The sequence below is a fragment of the Deinococcus maricopensis DSM 21211 genome, assembly GCF_000186385.1.
Classification (GTDB): domain Bacteria; phylum Deinococcota; class Deinococci; order Deinococcales; family Deinococcaceae; genus Deinococcus_B; species Deinococcus_B maricopensis.
Genome location: NC_014958.1, coordinates 299,310 through 314,812 on the forward strand (window position 1 = coordinate 299,310; position 15,503 = coordinate 314,812).

A 15,503-nucleotide genomic window follows, 5' to 3' on the forward strand; every position below is an offset into this window, starting at 1 on the left:
GGAGGCCAGCGCCCATGACGCGCGGAAAGGACCTCCACGTGAACCACACGCACGCCAAGGTTTCCCTCAACACCCACCGCACCATCGCGGACATCTCGCCCCTGATCTTCGGCGGCTTCGCCGAACACATGGGCCGCTGCATCTACGAGGGCATCTACGACCCCGCCTCCCCGCACGCCGACGAGCGCGGCCTGCGCCGCGACGTCATCCAGGCGCTCAAGGAAACGAACTACACAATCATGCGCTACCCCGGCGGGAACTTCGTGTCCGGTTACCGCTGGACGGACGGCATCGGCCCGAAAGCGGACCGCCCGCGCCGCCGCGCCCTCGCCTGGCGCAGCATCGAAACCAATCAGTTCGGCCCGCACGAATTCATGGAATTCGCCCGCGAAATCGGAACGGAACCCATGTGGGCCGTGAACCTCGGCACCGGCAGCATCCAGGACGCCGCTGACCTCGTGGAGTACATGAACCTCCCCGTCGGCACGCTCTACAGCGACCTGCGCGCCCAGAACGGCCACGCTGAACCGTTCGGCGTGAAGTACTGGTGCCTCGGCAACGAAATGGACGGCCCCTGGCAGATCGGGCAGATGGACGCCGTCAGCTACGCCGACAAGGCTGTGCAGGCCGCCAAGCTGATGCGCTGGATGGACCCCACCATCAAGACCATCGCGTGCGGGTCGTCCGCGACGTCCATGCCCGGCTACCCGGACTGGGACCTGACCGTCCTGGACCGCGCGTACGACCACATCGACTACTTCTCGATGCACCACTACGCCGCGAACCCGTACCCGACCATCTCCAACACCGAGGGCCTACCGCGCGACACCGACTCGTACCTCGCGAGCAGCATCCTGTTCGAGGAGCACGCCGACACGCTCGCCGCGGCGATCCGCGTGGCGAAGGCCAAGAACCGCTCGAAAAAGGACGTGCACCTGTGCTGGGACGAGTGGAACGTCTGGTACCGCGCGAAGGGCGGCGACGGCGAGTGGAGTGAAGCGCCGCACATCCTGGAGGAGCAGTACAACCTGGAGGACGCGCTGGTCGTGGCGACGTGGCTGAACACGTTCCTGCGCAAGGCGGACGTCGTGAAGATCGCGTGCATCGCGCAGATCGTGAACGTGATCGCGCCGATCATGACGAACCGCGACGGGCTGTTCAAGCAGACGATCTTCTACCCGCTGACGCTGTTCAGCAACCACGCGCGCGGGTACGCGCTAGACGCGCTGGTGCAGGCGCCACTGCAGGAGACGTCGCGGTACGGGGACGTGCCGCAGCTGGACGCGTCGGCGAGTTACGACCCGACGACGGGCGAGGGGGCGGTGTTCCTGGTGAACCGCTCGCAGACAGAGCCGCTGACGGTGAGCGTGTGCTGGGAGGATGTGGCGCCGGGCGCGATCACGCGCGCGTGGCAGATGGCGGGCGAGGATCCGCTCGCGGCGAACAGCTTCGAGCAGCCGGACAACGTAGTGGCGTACGAGTTGACGGCGCCGCGTGTGGACGGGCGGGGGGTGACGGTGACGTTGCCGCCGCTGTCGTTCACGACGTACCTGACGCAGCATGCGGTGAACTGAGCGGGCGGGTGGCGCGCTCCTAACGGGGCCCGGGTGGGGCGCCGTTGGGGGCGTGTTGTCGTGGTGGCAGCGCGGCCAGGCGGGGCGGACGGGTGCGGCGCCGAGACAGGACGGTCTTGACTTTGGACGAGATTCACTCCTAAGCTGTGATCGTTCACATAACGGAATTGGTTGCCCAGGCCCCCGGCCAGGGGCAGCCCACACATGACCCCCAACCGCCCTACGCACGACCTTCAGGAGGAGTTATGAGTCACCCCCGCACGCTGCTCGCCCTCGCCGTCGCCCTCAGCACCACCGCCACCGCCCAGACCACCGTGACCTTCTGGGACTTCTTCGCCGGCGGCGACGGCGCCCGCATGAAACAGATCGTCGACGACTTCAACAAATCCCAGAAGGACATCGTCGTGCAGCGCACCACCCTCACCTGGGGCGCCCCGTTCTATACCAAGATCCACACCGCCGTCGTTGCCGGCCAGACGCCCGATGTCATGACCTACCACCTCTCCCACCTGCCCGCCGGCCTCGCGCAGAAAGACCTGCGCCCCATCACCACCGCCGAACTCAGCGCCGCCGGCCTCAACCCCAAGGACTTCCAGGCGAACCTCGTCCAGACCATGACCGGCGACGCCCGCACGCAAACCGGCCAGGCCGCGTGGTACGGCGTCCCCCTCGACACCCACACCTTCACCGTCTACTACAACAAGGACCTCCTCAAAAAAGCCGGGCTGCTCGGCGCCGATGGCAAACCCGCCGCCATGAACACCGTCGCGGACCTCACCAGGGCCCTCCAGACCATCAAGCAGAAAACCGGCGTCGTGCCCATCGCGCTCGGCAGCAACCAGGACCCCGCCTCCGTGTGGCGCCTGTGGTACACCCTGTTCCTGCAGCAGGGCGGCACGCTCGACAAGAACGGCAAACTCAACCTCGCGGACCTCGACACCAAAGGCAAGGCCGCACTGCAGGTCATGGCCGACTGGAGCCGCGACGGGCTGCTCAGCAAGAACACCACCTACCCCGCCACCGTCGCGCTGTTCACCTCCGGCCGCACCGCCATGATGCTCAACGGCAACTGGGAAGTGCCCACCATGGTCGACGCGAAAACCAAAGGGCAGCTGCGCTTCGACTACGGCATCACCAGCTTCCCGAAACTGTACGGCGCCACCAGCACCTGGGCGGACTCGCACATGCTCGCCATCCCCGCCAACGCCAAGAAACCCATGAGCGCCGAGAAACTCAACGCCGCGCTGAAATTCATCGCGTACGCCAACAAGCAGGGCGGCCTCACCTGGGCGGGCGGCGGGCACATCCCCGCGTACCTCCCCACGCAGAACAACGCGAAATTCAAGACCCTGCAACCCAACGTGCAGTTCAGCGCCACCGCCGCGAAAAACGCCAAGCTCGAGCCGACCATCACGATGTTCGGCGTGGGCGGCCCCGTGTACGACGCGGTCGGTAACGCCTTCACGCCCGTACTGCTCGGCCAGCTGCCCGTCGACCAGGGCATCGCGAAGTTCAAGACGGCGCTGCAGGGCTTCAACAAGTGACCGGCGCGGGCGGCGGCCCCTGAGGCCGCCGCCCTGTGCGTTCCGGCCTGGACGGCCGGAGGGAAAGAGGGCCTCCCATGCTCAACACCACCCGGCAGCGCCACACCGAGCGCGCACCGCTGCGCCGCGCCCGCCGACCCTGGCTGACCGCGGCGCTGCTGGTCGCGCCGTTCCTCGTGGCGTACCTGCTGTTCCTGATCTACCCGACGCTGCGCGTTATCCAGCTTAGCTTCACGAACGCCGACCTTGCCGGTCAGGGCCACTACGTCGGCCTGCGCAACTACGCGGAGCTGTTCAGCAACCCCACCTTCTGGACGGCCCTCAAGAACACCGCGCTCTTCATCCTGCTGACCGTCATTCCGAACACGGCGCTCGGCCTGATCTTCGCCATGCTGGTCCTGCGCCTCCGGTGGCTCAAGAACGTCGTGCTCGCGGCGTTCTTTCTGCCGTACGTCCTGCCGGTGAGCGTCGTCACGAACATCTGGAACTGGGTGCTCGACTCGAATTTCGGCCTCGTCAACTACCTCACCAAAAGTTCCGTGACGTGGTTCCAGGACCCCGTGTGGGCGCTGCCCGCCGTGGCGTTCGTGACGATCTGGTGGACGGTCGGGTTCAACATCCTGCTGTTCATCGCCGGCCTACAGAGCATCCCGCGCGAAACGTACGAGGCCGCCGCGCTCGACGGCGCGAACAGCTGGCAGCTCTTCCGGCACATCACCTGGCCGGGCCTGTGGGGCGTCACGAGCCTCGTGCTGCTGCTGCAGCTCATCGCGCAGTTCAAGATCTTCGACCAGGTGTACCTCCTCACCGGCGGCGGGCCGTTCGACAAGACGCTCGTCATGCTGCTGTACGCGTACCGCGAGGGCTTCCAGCAGCAGCACGGCGGGTACGCGAGCACCATCGGCGTCGTCCTGATGGTCATCATCCTGGCCGTCTCCGCCCTGCAAGCCCGTTTCCTGAACCGAGGTCGCGCATGATCGGTACCCGCCGCACCCCGTCCGCCCGCCTGCTCGGCGGCGTCGCCACGCTCCTCACGGTCCTGGTGGCCGCCGCGTGGGTGTTCCCGCTGTACTGGACGGTCGCCACGTCCCTGAAGCCCGAGAACGACACCATCGCCCTGCCGCCCACCCTGTGGCCACACGTGGTCGACACGAGCGCGTACACCTACATCTTCCAGAACAGCCCGCTGATCCGCTGGTACCTGAACAGCGTCCTCACGAGCGTCGTCATCACGGTGCTGGTGCTGCTGCTGTCCATGCTGTGCGCGTACGCGCTGTCGCAGCTGCAGTTCCGCGGGCGCAAGGGCCTGTACTGGCTGGTCCTCGCGGGGTTCATGCTGCCGTTCCAGGCGAGCCTGGTGCCGCTGTTCATGTTCCTGAACGACCTCGGCCTCGTGAACAGCTACGCGGGCCTGATCCTGCCGCAGCTCGCTGCGCCCGTCGCGGTGATCATCTACAAGCAGTTCTTCGACCAGATCCCCCCGGAACTCGGCGACGCGGCCCGCATGGACGGCGCGAGCGAGTGGCGGGTGCTGTGGAGCGTGTTCCTGCCGCTCAACTGGAACATCACCGTATCGCTCGCCATCGTGACGTTCATTGCCGCGTGGAACAACTTCCTGCTGCCGTTCATCGTCATCAACGACACGCCGAAGCTCACCATTCCGGTCGGCATCACGCAGGTGCAGTCCGCGTACGGCGTCGCGTACGCCAAGACCATGGCGACCGCCGTCACCGCCGCGCTCCCCACCGTCATCGCGTACCTGATTTTCCAGCGGCGCGTGACCGAAGGCGTCATGGCCACCTCCGGCCTGAAGTGACCCTGGCACACCAAGCGGGCAACGCCGGGGGCGCCTGGCGTTGCCCGCCTCACGCCCACCCCCGCAGCGTCAGGGTACGATGCCCTACACCCGTGACCGGGTCACGAGGGCCAGCGTGACGTTCACGATCCCACCCCGCCGAAAGAGGCCCTGCATGTCCAAAGCGATCACGCGAAACGCCACCATCACCGACGTCGCCAAACTGGCCGGCGTCTCGTATCAGACCGTGTCGCGCGTCATCAACGACCACCCGAGCGTCGCCCCGGCCACGCGCGAACGCGTTCAGAACGCCATCGACGCCCTCAACTACCGCCCGAGCCTGGTGGCCAAAAGCCTCGTGACGCGCCGCACGCAACTCATCGGCGTCGTCGCGTACGGTACGGACCAGTACGGTCCGGCGCAGATCGTGCAGAACGTCGAGCGGGCCGCGCGGGAGTACGGGTACGAGATCCTCCTCACGACGCTGCACGCGTTCGCCACCGCGGAAATGCAGGCGAACGTGCAGCGCCTGATGCAGTTCGGCGTGGACGGCGTGGTGCTGCTCACGCCGTTCCAGCCGCAGATGGCCGTGGACGCTGTAGGGGGGTCCCTACCGTACATCCTGATCGACGCGAACGAGAAGGTGGAGGGCAGCAGCGTCATCATCGATCAGTTCGAGGGGGCGTGCCAGGCGACGACGCACCTGCTGGACCTCGGGCACGAACGCATCCTGCACGTGAGCGGCCCGGTCGAGTGGAGTGACGCGGAACTCCGCCATCAGGGGTACGTGCACGCGCTGGAACGCGCGCGGCTGGAGCCGCTTCCCCGGTTGATCGGCGACTGGAGCGCGCGCAGCGGCCATGAGGCCGTGCAGCGCGCCCTGCAGGACGGCCTGCCCTTCACGGCGGTGTTCGCGGGGAACGACCAGATGGCGCTCGGCGCGATCGCGGCGCTGCACGCGAGCGGGCGGCGCGTGCCGGAGGACGTGTCGGTGGTGGGGTTCGACAACACGCCGGAATCCGCGTTCTTCAGTCCGGCGCTCACGACGGTGCACCAGAACTTCGCGGCGCTCGGCCGCAAGAGCATGGACAACCTGATGCGCGTCATGCGCGACCCGGAGCGGCCGGCGCGGCAGTACATCCTGCAGCCGCAGCTGATCGTGCGGCAGTCCACCGGTCCGGCCCCGCGCTGAGCGCACCCAACAATGAAGGGCGGGGCACGGTCGCGTGCCCCGCCCTTCATTGTTGGGTCAGGTGTACTTGAGGGCTTCCATGAGTTCTTCGACGATCTCGACAGTGTCGCCGCGCTCATGGGCGGTGGCGACGTGCGCCTCCAGGTGGCCGCGCAGGACCACCTCGCCCGCGCCGCTCAGGGCGCCCTGCACGGCCTTGATCTGCCGCAGGACGTCCACGCAGTACGCGTCCGGGTTGTCGAGCATGCGGATGATGCCCTCCAGGTGCCCGCGCGCGATGGCGAGGCGGCGGGCGGCGCGTTTGCGAGCGTCCTCGGGCATGCAGAGGTGCCCGGGCGTGGTGTGGCAGTGTTCGTCCTGCGCGTCGGTGCGGGTCACGGGGTTACTGGCGGATCTGCGCGCCGTAGCCTTCCTCGACGACGGCCGCGATGAGCGCCTGCGCGCTGGCGTCGCCCTCGACGGTGGCGGAACCGTCCTGGAGGTTCACTTCGGCGTTCTGGACGCCGGGGACGTCTTTGAGGGCCTTGGTGACGGCGGCCTGGCAGTGGCCGCAGGTCATGCCGCTGATGCTCAGTTCGGTTTTCATGCCTTCACTTTACCCCCTCCCCCAGGGGGTGTCAAGAACAAGCCCTCAACAGTGTTCTGCGGATGGGGCAGTGCAGGCCACCTCGGCGCTGCCCTACAGCGCAGTTATCTTTGTGTAGCCGCTGTACTCGCGCGAATGCAGCACACAAGAAGCCCCCCTTGCGCATCCCCCCCCGGGGGATTATCCTCAGACATACCCCCTCCCAGGGGATAAAGGAGGAGCGATGCCCACCAGCATTGACATCGGCGTCACCGGTATGACCTGCGCCAGCTGCACGGCCCGCGTTGAACGCGGCCTCAAGAAGGTCGAGGGCGTACAGGACGCCAACGTGAACCTCGCCACCGAACGCGCCACCGTCACGTACGACCCGGCCCTCACCACCCCACAGGCGCTGCTCGATAAGGTCCGCGACACCGGCTACGAACCCGTCACCGCCACCGCTGACCTCGGCGTCACCGGCATGACCTGCGCGAACTGCAGCGCCCGCGTGGAACGCGCCCTCAAAAAAGTTCCAGGCGTCCTGAGCGCCAGCGTGAACCTCGCCACCGAACGCGCCACCGTCACGTACCTGCCCAGCGCCACCCGCCCCGCGCAGCTCAAAGTGGCCATCCGGGACGCCGGCTACGACATCCTCGAGGTACAGGCCGGGCAGGACCGCACCGACCTCGAACGCGAGCGCCGCGAGCAGGAAGTCCGCGACCTGCGCCGCGCCGTCACGTTCAGCGCCGTGTTCGCCGCACCCCTGCTGCTGCTCGCCATGGTGCCCATGCTGGTCCCTGCCGTGAACGACTGGCTGATGACCACCTTCGGGCACAGCGTCATGACCACCCTGAACTGGGTGATGCTCGCGCTCGCGCTGCCGGTGCAGTTCGGCCCGGGCCGCCGCTTCTACCGCCTCGGCTGGAAGAGCCTGCGGGGCCGCTCACCCGACATGAACGCCCTCGTCATGATCGGCACGACCGCCGCGTTCCTGTACTCGCTCGTCGCCACGGTCGCGCCCGGCATCTTCCCCGAAGGCACCGCGCACGTGTACTACGAAGCGTCCGCTGTCGTCATCACGCTCATCCTGCTCGGCAAATACTTCGAGGCCATCGCGAAAGGCCGCAGCAGCGAAGCCATGAAGGCCCTGCTGAGCCTGCAGGCGAAAACGGCGCGCGTCGTGCGCGGCGGCCAGGAACTCGACCTGCCCGTCGACGAGGTCCTCACCGGCGACGTCTTGCAGGTCCGCCCCGGCGAGAAGATCCCCGTGGACGGCGAGGTCACGAGCGGGCATAGCTTCGTGGACGAAAGCATGATCACCGGCGAGCCCGTCCCCGTGAACAAAACAGCCGGCAGCAGCGTGGTGGGCGGCACCCTCAACGGGCACGGCGCGTTCCAGTTCCGTGCCACGAAGGTCGGCGCGGACACCGCCCTCGCGCAGATCATCCGCCTCGTCGAAACGGCGCAGGGCAGCAAGCCCCCCATCCAGGGCCTCGCGGACCGCGTCGTCGCGGTGTTCGTGCCGGTGGTGCTGGGCATCGCGGCCCTGACGTTCCTGATCTGGCTCCTTGTGGGCGGCGCGAGCGCGCTGTCGTTCGCGCTCGTCACGACCGTCGCGGTGCTGATCATCGCGTGCCCGTGCGCCATGGGCCTCGCCACGCCCACCAGCATCATGGTTGGCACCGGCAAGGCCGCGGAACTCGGCGTGCTGTTCCGCAGTGGCGCCGCCCTGGAGGGCCTGCAGGGCGTGCAGGTCGTCGCGCTCGACAAGACCGGCACGCTCACCAAGGGCCGCCCGGAACTCACCGACCTGCACGCGACCGACGCGTTCGACCCCGACACGGTGCTGCGCCTCGTGGCCGCCGCCGAGGCGAGCAGCGAGCACCCCATCGCGCGCGCCATCGTGGACGCCGCGCACGCCCGGGGCCTCGCCGTCCCCGCCGCGGAGCAGTTCGAGGCGGTGCCCGGATTCGGGCTGGAAGCGCGCGTGCAGGGGCGCCCCGTGCAGGTCGGCGCGGACCGCTACATGCGCCGCCTCGGCCTGAACCCGGACGCGTTCCGCGCGGACGCCGAACGCCTCGGCGACGAGGGCCGCACGCCGCTGTACGCCGCCATCGACGGGCAGCTCGCCGCGATCATCGCGGTCGCCGACCCCATCAAGGACGGCAGCGCCGACGCCGTCCGCGCGCTGCACGCGCAGGGCCTGCAGGTCGCGATGATCACCGGCGACCACGCGCGCACCGCGAACGCCATCGCGCGGCAGCTCGGCATCGACACGGTGCTCGCGGAGGTCCTGCCGGGCGGCAAGAGTGACGCCGTGCGCGACCTGCAGGCGCGCGGGCAGCGGGTCGCGTTCGTTGGGGACGGCATCAACGACGCGCCCGCACTTGCGCAGGCGGACGTAGGCCTCGCCATCGGCACGGGCACAGACGTCGCCGTCGAAACCGCCGACGTCATCCTGATGAGTGGCGACCTGCGCGGCGTCCCGAACGCCGTCGCACTCAGCCGCGCGACGCTGCGCAACATCCGCCTGAACCTGTTCTGGGCGTTCGCGTACAACATCATCCTGATTCCCGTGGCGGCCGGCGCGCTGTACCCCGCGTTCGGGCTGCTGCTCAGCCCGGTCCTCGCGGCCGCCGCAATGGGGTTCAGCAGCGTGTTCGTGCTCAGCAACGCCCTGAGGCTGCGCCGCTTCCGCGCACCGGCCGCCACGGCGGCCGCGCCGTCGACCATGACGCAGCGCACGCTCACGCGCGCCTGACCCGCCCCCTCTCCCCCGCCCTGAAGGAGCACCTCATGAGCAAATTGACCGTCGGCCCCTGGGTGGCCGCCCAGAAACTCCCCAGCAAGGACCTCGCCCGGAACCGCACCGCTTTTCTGGAGCGCACGCGCACGCGCCGCGAAACGCCGGTCGTGGCGGGCCTGCCGCTGGTCGGGCTGGGCGGCAGCTGCGGGAAGCCCTGCTTCGCCCTGCCGTACGTGCTCACGTGGACGGACGAGAACACGCGCGCGCTGGAACGCGTCGCGGAGGCGTTCGCCTGCTTCGTGGAGTACGGTGCGTACCCGCACCTAAAACTGCACGACGGCGGCCTAGAGGTCGCGGCCGTGCAGGACTGGACGACGTTCGGCATGGTGTACCTGCGCCCCGGGTACGAGCGCGCCGAGGAGCTGCTCGTGCGCCTGAACGAGACGCTGGCGCCGGCGCACTGACGCCAGCCAGTCCGGTGGGCGGATGGGCGGTGAAACCCACCCGCCCACCGGTGCTGGAGGGTGGCGCGACCGGCCGTGCGCGGCGCTGGTTGTAAGGAAGCCGTCATAAAAACGTGGGGCACCGCAATATTTCCATGTGAAACGTTGCCGCGGCATCCGGACGTCGGGGCCATCAGCGTCTTGCCCCGACCCGCCTGCCGCAGGCCCGTGACCTTCAGGTTCCGGCCTGAAAAGGGCCACCCCCAGCGCACGCGCATTCCAAGACCGCGCACGGGGTCCAGCCCCGCCCAGACGGGCAGCACCCTGAAAACGGAGGGCTTCGGCCTGCCGACGCCGCCCGTGTGGTCCCCAGGTTCCCGAAAGCCGCACCCGCCTGCCCGCGCCGCTCGTCCCGGGCCCGTTCCAGGGGTGCCGGCCGTCCTGCACCCCTGTCAGAGCGGTGAGAGTGACTATTCGTCAGAATGCGGTATGGCCTACGACTTCCCCGAAGCAGCAGTTCTCCAGGTGCGCTGGCTGGACGCGTACCTGGCGAGCGCGTTACTGCACGGCGAAGGGCCGGACCCCCAGCAGGGCGACACCGTGCAGGTCGAAGCCGAGACGCTGCGGGTATGCCGGGTGCTGTGGACCGCGGCCGGCCACTGCCGCGGCGCCGTCCTGCTGGAGCGCCCGCTGCCCACCGAGTACCTCACCCCCGCCTGAACGCCCAGCCAACCGCGGCCTCCTGACAGCGCCTCCCCACCCCCATGACGTTCATCATGGGGGTTACGTTCGTCGTGAACGGCGGTGGTCGGGACCATTTACGGTGCAGCCATGCGACGCGCCCTGACGGCCCTGCTCCTCGCCTCCCCGGCCCTCGCGGGCGGCGGACCCCCCCCGCCGTTCAGGCGGCCACCGCCGACGCGCAGGCCCGGCGCGCCCGGACGCTGCTGCGCGCCGCAGATCTGGCCTACGTCGCGGGGCAGCCCCTGCGCGCCCTCACGCTGACCGAGCAGGCCATGACGGGCGCGCAGGGACTGCCGGACCTCCAGAACTACGCGCGGCCGACGCTCGCGGCGCTCCAGGCGACCGTCAGCGAGGACCTGCGGGACCGGCAGGTCGTGATCCTGAACGAGGCGCACCACGTGCCGCAGAGCCGGGAATTCGCGCGGCGCCTCGCGCTGGCCCTGCGCGTGCAACGCTTCACGTACTTCGCCGCGGAAACGTTCGAGCCGAACCTCTTCGCGGCCACCGCACGGGGGTACATCACGCGCGGCGCCGGGTACTACACGAACGAGCCGGTGTTCGCGCAGCTGGTCCGCAGCGCCGTGCAGGCCGGGTACACGCTCGTGCCGTACGAAGCGCAGACGTTCCGTCCGGAATTGAGCATGACGGCGCAGATCAACGACCGGGAGCGGCAGCAGGCGGAGAACCTGATGGCGCGCATTTTCGAGCGTGACCCGCACGCGCGCGTGTTCGTGTACGCGGGGTACTCGCCCAACGCTGAGGTGCCGCAGGGTGGCAGCGAGGACACGATCCTGTGGATGGCGACGCGCCTGCGGACGCTGAGCGGCCTCGATCCGCTCACGGTGGACCAGACGGCCAGCCTCTCTACAGGCCGCGCCGACCTTGACGACCCGTGGCGGCGCGCCGTTATGGAGGCGCACCGCCCGCGCGTCCCCTCGGTGCTGGAGGACGCATCGGGCGCGCCACTGCAGGCCTCCCTGCAGGTGAACGACCTGAAGGTGGTTCACCCGGACCCGGGCGTCCGCGCGGGCCGGCCGGACTGGCTGTTCAGCGCGGACCGCGTGGCGGCCCGCGTCACCGTTCCCGCCTGGGCGGGTGGAGGGCGGCGCCTGCTGCAGGCGTTCCCGGCGGACAGCGCGGCGGACGCCGTGGCGGTCGATCAGGTGCTCGTGCAGACGCCCGGGCCGGTCTCGCTGCTGCTGACCGGCTCGCCGTGCAGGACGAGCAGGGACGCACCGCGTCCCTGGGGCGGCTGGTCGTGCGCTGAGTGGGCCGCTCAGCGCCGCGCGCGGCCCGCGAAGGTGCTGAGCGCGAGCACGACCGCGAGCACGACCGCGAACACCGCGCCCCACAGGAACCCGCGCGCCTCATGCCCGGCGGGCGCGGCGAACACCAGCGGGCTCAGGAACTGCCCGAGGAACACGGCGCTGCTCATGCCGGCCGTGATGCGTCCGCGCCATGCGGGCGGCGTGAAGTCCGCCAGCCACGTGTACAGGTTCGGGAAGACCAGGCCGCCGCCGAGCCCCGCGAGGACCAGCCCGACGAGCGCGGCGGGCAGCGTCGGCGCCTGGGACACCACGACCCACCCGCCACCCAGCAGGGCCATGCCGAGCGCGGCGGCGCGGCGCGGATCGAAGCGCCCCACGAACCGCGAGTACGTCAGGGACGTGACGGCGCCGACGAGCGTGAACGTGCCGAGCAGCAGGCCCGCCATGGACGGCGCCGCGCCGAGGCCCGAGAGCACGAACGGCCCCTGCGTCGGCATCAGGTAGAAGGCGGCCATGTACGCGAGCGCCAGGCCGTAGATCACGGCGATGACCGGCCAGCGCGGCGCGCCCGCCGCCTGGCCGTGCGCGTGCCCGGCAGGCACGCCGCGCGGCAGGCGCAGCACCAGCGGGATCAGCAGCAGCGAGATCAGGTAGATGCCGAACGGCGCGCGCCACGACACTGCGGCGAGCGCCCCACCGAGCGGCAGCAGAACCGCCCCGCCGAAACTCGTGAACGCCGCCTGCTGACTCAGGAACCGCCCTCGGTCCGCGCCGTGGAACAGGTCGTTCACGAGCGCGCCCGTGGCCGTCATGGTGGCGCCCACCGCGAGGCCGAGAACGACGCGGCCCACGAGGATGGTGGCGAGCGTCGGCGCGAACAGGCCGCTGGCGCCACCCACCGCGTACAGCAGCAGCGCGCCGAGCAGCACCGGGCGGCGACCGAAACGGTCCACGAGCACGCCGCTGATGGGTGCGGTGATGGCAATCACGAGGCCCAAGATGGTGAGCGAGAGTTTCACGAGCAGTGCCGCGTCGGGCGTGCCCGCGAAGTGCGCCTGCATCGCCGGGAGGGCCGGCGCGATGGTCGCGCCGGACATGATGGTGAGGGCGGCGAGCAGCAGGATGGTCACGCGGGTGGTGAGGTCAGGCGCAGGGGCCTGGGCGGAGGTGGCGGACAACGTCATACGCGCAGTGATACCAAGTTGCCGCGCCCGCAAAAGAGAGCCCGCCGGAATCCCGGCGGGCCTGAGCGTCAATGGCGCCCCGCGTGGACGCTCAGCGCCGCAACCGCGCGGCAGCGACCCAGGTGAGCAGCGACCCGATAATCAGGGCCGCGAACGCCCCCAGAAACGCATGCGGCAGCGGCGTGACGCGCGCGATCAGCGCGCCCGCGAGGCCCGCGCTGATCGCGCTCATCAGCACCTCGATGTTCGCGAGCTGCCCGCTGAGCGTGCCCGCCTGACGGTCATCGACGCTCGACAGCGCCAGCAGGCTGTTGCTGTTGTACCCGACCCCCATGCCCAGGCCCGACAGCAGCCACCCCACGTACGCGGCGCTCACCGGGAGCGGGCCGAGCACGCCGAGCGTCGTGATGACGAGCGCGACCGTCACGAGACCCATGCCGGCGCGAATGCGCAGTGGACGGCTCGGCGCGCCGAACCGCGCCTCCAGCCGGGACTGCACGAGCGACCCCAGCGACCACGTCACGCCCCCGACGCTCAGCAGCCACCCGGCCTGCGTGAGCGTCAGGCCGCGCAGCTCATGCAGCGCGAGCGGCAGGGTGGCGTTCGCGCCGAGCACCGCGAACGCCGCGAACCCGCGCACCATCAGCGCCGCCGGCAGGCCCGGCGCGAACCGCCACAGCCCACGCGGGAACAGGTGCCGCGTGGCGACCAGCACGCCGACCGCGCCGAGTGCCAGGAGCGCCCATGCGTACGCGCCGGGCGTGCGCAGGCCCTCGATGAGCGCGCCCGCGCCCACCACGAGGAGCAGCGCCATGCCCACCCCCGCACCGCTCGCCCCCCGGTCCGCGTCCGGCACCGTCCCACGCAGCGGCAGGACGCACAGCGGCCCGACCAGCAGCATGACGGGCGCGAGCCCCCAAAACACCGCGCGCCACGTCAGGGTGTCCGCCAGGAGGCTCGCGAGGAGCGGCCCCACCAGGGCCGGCAGCAGCCACGCGCTCGACACGGCCGCGAGCATCCGCGCGCGCGCCTGCTCGGGGTACCGCGCGCGAATCACCGCGAACGGCAGGGCGCCCAGCCCCCCCGCGCCGAGGCCCTGCACAGCGCGGCCCAGCACGAACACCGCCATGCTGGGCGCGAACCCTGCGACGACCAGTCCGGCGGTGAACACCAGCACGCCCGCACCCGCCGCGACCGCCGGCCCGCGCCGATCCGTGAGCGTCCCCGAGATGACGGCCCCGAACAGGCTGGTGAGCAGGAACGCGCCGGACGCCCAGCCGTACAACGCGAGCCCGTGCAAGTCGTCGGCGACGCGTGGCAGGACGGTGGCGACCGCCATGGACTCGAACGCGACCGCCACGATGGTCAGCAGCAACCCGACGGTCAGGGTGCGGGGCGGCGCAGAGGTGGACGAAGGCAGTGCGGTCACGCGCTTATGCTGCCACGCGCACGGTCACGGCGGGACGCCGAAGGCTACGGGAACCTCACGCTGCTCCTGGAGAACAGCCCGGCCGAGGCCCACACCCGCGACGCGTCGGGCGCGGCGGCGCCTCTGCCCCGACGCTCAGGCCACCCATCGCGGGCGTGGCCCCCACAAGCGCCACACCAGTGGGAGGCTACGCCTCCGACAGCCTCCAGCCGGGCACTCAGACGCTGGCGAGGGCGCGGGGCAGCGTGACGGTGTGGCACCAGTACGTGCAGAGGTGCCGGACGAACATGGTGAGTTCCTCGGGCGTGCTGGGCTTCACGGCGTACGCGTTCGCCTGCAGGTCATAGGCCCGCTGAATATCCGCAGGCTCCTCCGACGCGGCGAACACGATGACCGGCATCAGGCGCCACAGTGGGTGCGTCTTGAGGTGCTCGAGCACTTCGAAACCGTCGAAACCGGGCACGTTGAGGTTCAGCAGAATCAAGTGGGGCGCCTCGCCCGGCATGGCATGCTGGCGGATGTACGCCAGCGCCTCGGCCCCATCAGGAACGGCGTCCATGCTCACGGCAATGCCTGACTGATTAAACGCCTCCTGAAGAAGCGCAACGTCGGCAGGATGGTCCTCGATCACGAGGACACGCATGGGGCTGTGCACCCCTTCATTGTTGCACAGCCGATCATCATCACCGCCAAACGAGGGTCGGTGTCCCCCACCTGGGGGCAACGCCTGGCCCGCACGCCAGAAATGCCCAAAACCACACACGCGGGCGCGAATTCAGCGGCCTCCCTGGGTGCGTGGAAGGGCCTGATTTCGGTTTTTCGTGGCCAGCACACCGGCGGGCGTTCTGTCAGGTTTTTGTAGGAGCCGCCCGGTAAACTTAACTCAGTTCTGCTCAGACAACCTCTGGCGAACAGATGCAAAGATCCTCGTCCCGTAATTCGGGCACCTCAGGCGAGGGGAGCAAGTGGTGCGACCGGCTCTTCGTTTCCAGTCTTCTTTCCAGGAATGCCGCCTTTAT

The 15,503-nt window shown here is 69.6% G+C and carries 14 protein-coding genes and 1 riboswitch; of the genes, 8 read left to right on the forward strand and 6 right to left on the reverse strand.

The window, feature by feature from the left end:
- Positions 1-14: 14 nt before the first annotated feature.
- The 5 genes from DEIMA_RS01290 (at position 15) to DEIMA_RS01310 (ending at position 6,105) form a co-directional block, all read left to right on the forward strand.
- Positions 15-1,574, forward strand: coding sequence for an alpha-N-arabinofuranosidase (locus DEIMA_RS01290; RefSeq protein WP_013555425.1), 1,560 nt, complete (start codon positions 15-17; stop codon positions 1,572-1,574).
- A gap of 245 nt (positions 1,575-1,819) precedes the next feature.
- Positions 1,820-3,118: an extracellular solute-binding protein gene (locus tag DEIMA_RS01295; RefSeq protein ID WP_013555426.1), complete on the forward strand. Its 1,299-nt coding sequence runs from the start codon at positions 1,820-1,822 to the stop codon at positions 3,116-3,118.
- 77 nt (positions 3,119-3,195) lie between these two features.
- Complete coding sequence (locus DEIMA_RS01300) at positions 3,196-4,095, forward strand: carbohydrate ABC transporter permease (RefSeq protein ID WP_013555427.1); 900 nt, start codon at positions 3,196-3,198, stop codon at positions 4,093-4,095.
- Complete coding sequence (locus DEIMA_RS01305) at positions 4,092-4,934, forward strand: carbohydrate ABC transporter permease (protein ID WP_013555428.1); 843 nt, start codon at positions 4,092-4,094, stop codon at positions 4,932-4,934. The genes DEIMA_RS01300 and DEIMA_RS01305 overlap by 4 nt, the downstream gene beginning before the upstream one ends.
- A 154-nt stretch (positions 4,935-5,088) precedes the next feature.
- Positions 5,089-6,105, forward strand: coding sequence for a LacI family DNA-binding transcriptional regulator (locus DEIMA_RS01310; protein ID WP_013555429.1), 1,017 nt, complete (start codon positions 5,089-5,091; stop codon positions 6,103-6,105).
- A gap of 57 nt (positions 6,106-6,162) precedes the next feature.
- On the opposite strand, the gene DEIMA_RS01315 is transcribed toward DEIMA_RS01310, so the two are convergent.
- Positions 6,163-6,426 carry a metal-sensitive transcriptional regulator gene (locus tag DEIMA_RS01315; protein ID WP_043816948.1) on the reverse strand — a complete coding sequence of 88 codons (264 nt, stop codon included), beginning with the start codon at positions 6,424-6,426 and terminating at the stop codon, positions 6,163-6,165.
- Between the two features lie 61 nt (positions 6,427-6,487).
- Entirely contained in the window at positions 6,488-6,691 is a 204-nt protein-coding gene (locus DEIMA_RS01320) for a CopZ family metallochaperone (RefSeq protein ID WP_013555431.1), read from the reverse strand.
- Between the two features lie 223 nt (positions 6,692-6,914).
- Here DEIMA_RS01320 and DEIMA_RS01325 point away from each other — a divergent pair, with 223 nt between their 5' ends.
- The 3 genes from DEIMA_RS01325 (at position 6,915) to DEIMA_RS01335 (ending at position 10,579) form a co-directional block, all read left to right on the forward strand.
- Entirely contained in the window at positions 6,915-9,431 is a 2,517-nt protein-coding gene (locus DEIMA_RS01325) for a heavy metal translocating P-type ATPase (protein ID WP_013555432.1), read from the forward strand.
- Positions 9,432-9,466: 35 nt separating this feature from the next.
- Positions 9,467-9,880, forward strand: a complete 414-nt coding sequence (locus DEIMA_RS01330; protein ID WP_013555433.1) for a hypothetical protein — start codon at positions 9,467-9,469, stop codon at positions 9,878-9,880.
- A 468-nt stretch (positions 9,881-10,348) separates the two neighbouring features.
- Positions 10,349-10,579, forward strand: a complete 231-nt coding sequence (locus tag DEIMA_RS01335; RefSeq protein ID WP_013555434.1) for a hypothetical protein — start codon at positions 10,349-10,351, stop codon at positions 10,577-10,579.
- A gap of 98 nt (positions 10,580-10,677) precedes the next feature.
- Here DEIMA_RS01335 and DEIMA_RS17680 read toward each other — a convergent pair whose 3' ends face one another.
- From DEIMA_RS17680 to DEIMA_RS01355, 4 genes are all read right to left on the reverse strand, one after another.
- Positions 10,678-11,322, reverse strand: coding sequence for a hypothetical protein (locus tag DEIMA_RS17680; RefSeq protein ID WP_148234861.1), 645 nt, complete (start codon positions 11,320-11,322; stop codon positions 10,678-10,680).
- A 557-nt stretch (positions 11,323-11,879) separates the two neighbouring features.
- Entirely contained in the window at positions 11,880-13,055 is a 1,176-nt protein-coding gene (locus tag DEIMA_RS01345; RefSeq protein WP_013555435.1) for an MFS transporter, read from the reverse strand.
- Between the two features lie 91 nt (positions 13,056-13,146).
- Complete coding sequence (locus DEIMA_RS01350) at positions 13,147-14,484, reverse strand: MFS transporter (protein WP_013555436.1); 1,338 nt, start codon at positions 14,482-14,484, stop codon at positions 13,147-13,149.
- 217 nt (positions 14,485-14,701) lie between these two features.
- Positions 14,702-15,127 carry a response regulator gene (locus DEIMA_RS01355; RefSeq protein WP_013555437.1) on the reverse strand — a complete coding sequence of 142 codons (426 nt, stop codon included), beginning with the start codon at positions 15,125-15,127 and terminating at the stop codon, positions 14,702-14,704.
- Between the two features lie 261 nt (positions 15,128-15,388).
- Positions 15,389-15,473: riboswitch (cyclic di-GMP riboswitch) on the forward strand.
- Positions 15,474-15,503: the final 30 nt, after the last annotated feature.